Below are 3,789 nucleotides of genomic sequence, written 5' to 3'. Positions count from 1 at the left end.
TGACCCGGCGGGGCCTGACCCGGCCGGACAGCCAGGCTCGGCGGGACGGCCATGAACGAAGCGGAGCCCGCCGGACGTCGCGGGAGCCGGCAGCCGCGCGGGGAGCTGCGCTACGGCTGGACGACCGGCGCCTGCGCCACGGCCGCGGCCACCGCCGCCTACACCGCGCTGCTCACCGGCGAGTTCCCCGACCCGGTGACGATCACCCTGCCGGGTGGTCAGCGCCCGGCCTTCGCCCTGGCCCGGGAGGAGCTGACCCCCGGCGCCGCCACCGCCGCCGTCGTCAAGGACGCCGGTGACGACCCGGACGTCACCCATGGTGCCCTCGTGCACGCCCGTGTCCGGCTGGCCGCGCCCCGGGCCGGGGTGGTGTTCCGCGCCGGCCCGGGAGTCGGCACGGTCACCCGGCCCGGCCTGCCGCTGGCCGTCGGCGAGCCGGCCATCAACCCGGTGCCGCGGCGGATGATGCGCGCCGCGCTGGCCGCGGTCGCCGCCACCCACACCGGCCACACCACCCACACCGGCGCCGCCGGCCACATCCGCGCCGTCAGCATCGTCGGCGGCGACGCGGACGGTGCGGACGACACGGACGGCGCCGTGAACGCGGCCGTCGACGTGGAGATCACGATCGGGGTCGACAACGGGGCCGAGATCGCGCGGCACACCTGGAACCCGCGGCTGGGCATCATCGGCGGCCTGTCGATCCTCGGCACCACCGGCATCGTCGTGCCCTACTCCTGCTCGGCGTGGATCGACAGCATCCGGCGCGGCATCGACGTGGCCCGCGCCGCCGGCCACCGGCATGTCGCGGCCTGCACCGGCAGCACCTCCGAGGAGGTGGCCCGCCGGCTGCACGGCCTGCCCGACGACGCGCTGCTCGACATGGGCGACTTCGCCGGCGCCGTGCTGAAGTACCTGCGCCGCCACCCGATCCCGCATCTGACCATCGTCGGCGGTGTCGGCAAGCTCGCCAAGCTCGCCGCCGGTCATCTCGACCTGCACTCCGGACGCTCCCAGGTCGACCTGGCCGCCCTCGCCACGCTGGCCCGCGCCGCCGGCGGCGGCGCGGAACTCTCCAGGCGCGTCGAGACTGCGAACACCGCGCTGGGCGCGCTGCGGCTCTGCCTGGCCGCCGGCGTCCCGCTCGGCGACCTCATCGCGGCGGACGCCCGCCGCACCGCGCTCGACGTGCTGCGCGGGGCGGCCGTGCGGGTCGAGGTGATCGTCATCGACCGAGCCGGGACGCTGGTCGGCCACGCCGACGTCATGGAAGCCGGCAACGGCACCTGACGCCATCTCGCCGACGGGCGCTTCCGCCGCTGAACGGGTGGCTGCGTTGAACGGATGGTTGTGCCGAAGTCCGCGGCTGCGGCCGTGGCTTGCAGCCGTGGCCATGGCCGTGGCCGTTCGGGCGGCCCAGGTCCACGGCAGGCTGTCAGGGTGCTGGCGGCAGCAGCTCCCGGAAGGCCAGCACCCCGCCCGGGTTGATACTGACCAGTGGTATCGGCTTTCCTATCGGGCTGCCGGCGTTGTCGAAGGAAAGATAACCGCCGGCCCCGGCAACCTTCAGATTGCCGTGCAGCCGATTCAGGGTCTGCTCGACATCGGCCGGGGTGACCTGGAGATGGCCGCCGACAGCCGCATACCTGACAGCGGTGACAGCCACCAGGACAGCGTCGTGTGACGTTATCACCTCACCGTCGTCCAGCGTCTCGTTCGGAAATCTCTGCTGGAAAACACCGGTGGGGTCCTGAAATCGAGCGACTGTCGTCCGGTTGAAGAAGGAGTCAGCATCCGGGGCCTGCCAGGCGCCGGGATGCGCGAGCGCGGTGAACAGGACGCTGATGTTCGCGGCCAGCGTCTGGTCGAGCGACCTGTCACCCTCGAGGCCGCTGGCGTCGTCACCGGTCAGCACCGTGATGTGGTCACCCAGGCAGTTACGCCTGGCCAGCACCTTGAGGAAATCCCTGAGTTCCGCGTCCCGGCCGGCGAAATACACGATTCCGGGTCGCTCGCTGCAGATGTTCGGCAACATCTGGACAAATGTGGTGGCCGTCGCGCCCAGTTTCGAATTGTACTGCTCGACCTGGCCGACAAGACGATTCGCCGCGTCCGGATATCTGCTGCTGAAGGTGTCGGCAAGGGTCCCGGGGTAGAGATCGTCGGGGTTCGTGTCCTGGACCAGCATCGCCCGGTTGGCCGTCTTTCGCGCGTGGTCGATGACGGCTGCCACCTCGACGTGGTTCGGCGGGGGAACCCGCCGCAGCGTCGGGATCTCCACCAGATCGTCCGACGTCATAATGGCGCTGATCTGCGGAATTCCCAGCTCCGCAAGTCGGCGGACAGCATCCCGGGTGGCACTCAGGCTCGGCCCGAGGCCGACCGTCGCCACCAGATGGTCCTTCCCGGCGACACGTTTCGCGAGATCCTCGACCACCGGCTTCCACCTGGTGCTGTTGGTGCCCGTGTTGGCCAGCAGCAGCCGGATCAGCGGCTGCTCGGTCATGGTGTCGTGATTGGCCGCGTACTGGGCGACGAACGCTCCTTCCAAGTCGCGCCGGAGTGACCGCGTGTCGGCAGCGACGTTCGACCCGTTGAACCGCAGTGGAAAGACGTAGGCGATGGACACGCTCACCCGGTTGCGCTGCTTCGCGACCCAGTCGTTCTCTTCTCTGATCGCTTTTTCGACGTCCCTGAGCTCCTGGGCGAAAACGTAACCGCCGTCGGTGACGCCGACGCATTCGCCGTCGTGGCGCACCACGCCCGCGGCACAGTCGTCCGAAAACACCAGTCGCATGAAGATGGCGGCGGGCACCCCGAGTGCGACCAGCAGGACGATCACTAACAAGATGATCCGGCGGCGTCTCCGTCTCCTGAAGAAGTCCGGAACGATGACACCGGGCGCCGGCTCGTGACGCCCGAAGAACCCTCTCCAACGGGATCGGCTGTTGTTGGGCATGGTCGCTGATCACACCTCCGGGTCAGTACGGTCGGCCGGCCGTTCGCCGCGCTGATATCGCCACGCCAGGTTCAGCAGGAAATCGTAGGCGTGTTCATATCCGGGGACCGCGGCCAACGCGTTGAGAGCGCCCGGAATCTGGGCCTCGTGCAGTACGGACTCGTGCGCGGACGGCTTGGTGGCCAGCCAGCAGGCCAGCACGAGGCGAGCGAGATGGACGTCCGGCCCGCCGCGCCACCACGGCCCCAGCGTCTCCATGGGATCGGGCGTGGCCAGGGCGGCCATGACCGCCGGCGACATCGGCGCCCGGGTGATCCCGGCCAGTTCGCTCCACCATCGGTGGCCGTCCCACCGCCCGTCGGGCGACACCGCCGCCAGGCCGGCCCGCACATGCTCCACGACCGGGGTCAGTTCGTCGGTGGCGAGCTCGTGATAAAGGGCCGCCGTCACATGCCCCGGGCCGCTGTCCGGTCGAGGCCGCCGGTAATGGTCCCGCAGCCGATGGTGGACGTTGCGCCAGCCGTCCCGGTCGTCATCGGCACGGGCCCGCAGGTCCTGCAACAGCAGGCGGCGCAGCACCGGGCGGAGCACCAGCCTGCCGTCGGTCTCCCACGCGCACATGTTCTCCTGAAGAGCCTGTAACAGGGCCTGCCGGCTCTGGATGTCGGACGTCCGGCCCAGCGCCGCGTGTATCGAACTGGGCTCGACGCGCTGTGGCGCGGCACAGGTGACCAGCATCTTCCGCTGGAGTTCCGTGAAGGGGGCGAGCCAGTGCTCCAGAGCCTCCCCGCCGAGTGTGCGGCGCGACGCGCCGGGCCCGTGCTCCCCAC

At 70.4% G+C, this 3,789-nt stretch carries 2 protein-coding genes and 1 pseudogene; 1 reads left to right on the top strand and 2 read right to left on the bottom strand.

What is annotated here, in order from left to right; translation table 11 throughout:
• Positions 1-51: 51 nt before the first annotated feature.
• On the top strand, positions 52-1,290 hold the full coding sequence (locus NBW84_RS07245) for a cobalt-precorrin-5B (C(1))-methyltransferase (RefSeq protein WP_250282903.1): 1,239 nt from the start codon (positions 52-54) through the stop codon (positions 1,288-1,290).
• A gap of 145 nt (positions 1,291-1,435) precedes the next feature.
• Here the strand turns inward: NBW84_RS07245 and NBW84_RS07240 are convergent, their stop codons facing one another.
• On the bottom strand, positions 1,436-2,848 hold the full coding sequence (locus NBW84_RS07240; protein ID WP_250282902.1) for a hypothetical protein: 1,413 nt from the start codon (positions 2,846-2,848) through the stop codon (positions 1,436-1,438).
• Between the two features lie 120 nt (positions 2,849-2,968).
• Positions 2,969-3,789 (bottom strand): annotated as a pseudogene (locus NBW84_RS07235) (hypothetical protein); the annotation flags it as partial.

The organism is Protofrankia sp. CiP1_Cm_nod2, from assembly GCF_920664355.1.
Taxonomy (GTDB): domain Bacteria; phylum Actinomycetota; class Actinomycetes; order Frankiales; family Frankiaceae; genus Protofrankia.
This window is presented reverse-complemented; position numbering and strand designations above follow the sequence as displayed.